Annotated in this window: 1 protein-coding gene; it reads right to left on the reverse strand. The window is 64.7% G+C overall.

All coding sequences use genetic code 11. The features are described 5' to 3' along the window. Nucleotides 1-406: 406 nt before the first annotated feature. The gene (locus UUA_RS18230; protein ID WP_008439670.1) at nt 407-1,477 is read right to left on the reverse strand and encodes an IS110 family RNA-guided transposase; all 1,071 of its coding nucleotides are present in this window, start codon (nt 1,475-1,477) and stop codon (nt 407-409) included. Nucleotides 1,478-1,571: the final 94 nt, after the last annotated feature.

Raw genomic sequence — 1,571 nt, forward strand, 5'->3', positions numbered from 1 at the left:
TGCCCGCCCTATGTATGGACTCGCCCCTGGTGTCAACCGCTGCGTGGGCAGGAAAGCACGGGCTGCATTTATGTATGAGGCCTTGACGAAGGTGGTCGATGGACCACAGGCCGGCATCGGGTGAGCTCGTGGAAAGGCCGATTACGAAGAGGCTGCAAGAGCCGGTAGGGCGGAAGGCCTAATGCCACGATGGTCTGACCGGGTGATTCGAGCGAAACAGCAGCGGTAGCGCGCAAAGGGACAAGAAACGGGGTGGCGGGTGCGTCGACGCGCGTAGCCGCATCACGGCTTGCCGAACCCGAGGGTCGTGAGCGGCGGCGGTCAATGGCGCGTCAGCGCTTGCGAAGCCATTGACGGCCGCCGCCCACGACCGGCTCCTCGGGCAGGCCGTGATGAGGCGCCCCTTTCAGTGCATGGCAGCCTCCCTCGCTGGGGTACCGCGATGGGCCGGATCGCTGCAGAAGGTCATGTCGGGATGTTTGAGCAGCAGCCACACGACACGCAGATTGTGGTTGGCCAGACGCACGGCGGCACCCTTTCGGCCACAACGCTGGACCCATCGCTGGATACGGCGGCTATAGGGGTCGGTAGCATCACGGCGGATTTGGCGGATCACCGCGTGGGCACCTTCGATCATGGCGCTGCGCAGGTAGGTGTCACCGCGCCGACTCATGCGACCCAGCCGGAAGGTGGCGCCACTGCTGTGCTGACTGGGGGTGATGCCGAAGTAGGCGGCAAACTGGCGGCCGTTGGCAAATCGGTCCGGATTGAGCGACTTGCAGGCCATGGCGGTGGATATGATGGGACCGATGCCACGGGTCTGACACAGGTGTTTGGCGACCGGATCGATGCGGCTCAAGACCGCCAACTCGCCGTCGATCGCCGCCATCTGCTGGCCCAGTCCGCGCCATTCCCCCATCAAGTCGGCCACCAGCGCAAGCAGACGGTCTGGGATCGGCAACGTGGCATCTTCCAGGGTGTGGTCGACCTTGCGCACCAACGCCAGATCGCCGCGGGCGATGACCACACCCTGTTCCAACAACACACCACGCACCTGGTTGGTGATCGCTGTCATGCGCCGCCGCCAACCGCGCCGGGCCCGGTGCAACGCCTGCATGGCCAACTGGTCCTGGGTCTTGATCGGCACCGGGTGCACGCTCACATCGTGCAATGCACGCAGGATCGACAGCGCATCGTTGGCGTCGTTCTTGTTGCCGCTGCGATGCGCCGCGGTGTGCTGCGCTGGCAAGATCCTGACCTCGACGCCGCGGGCCGCGATCTCCCGCGCCCAGGCTTGCGCGCCCGGCCCCGTCTCGATCGCCACCGTCAGCGGCGGCTCCAGGGTCTGGATGAATTTGTGCATCGCCTGGCGCGACTTCAGTCGCTCGGACACGATCACTTCACAACGGGCGTTCTCGCCGGCAACCTGAAACACATTCTTGGCCAAATCGATGGCTATGGCAGTAAGCTTTTTCATGGGCTCGCCCTCGCGTGACTGTGCTGGTAGCACTAGCTCACCACCACTGGCACCTCGATGCCTGAATGCGCGGGGGCGAGTCCACGCGATTACG

The sequence above is a fragment of the Rhodanobacter thiooxydans LCS2 genome (assembly GCF_000264375.1).
GTDB classification, from domain to species: Bacteria; Pseudomonadota; Gammaproteobacteria; order Xanthomonadales; family Rhodanobacteraceae; genus Rhodanobacter; species Rhodanobacter thiooxydans.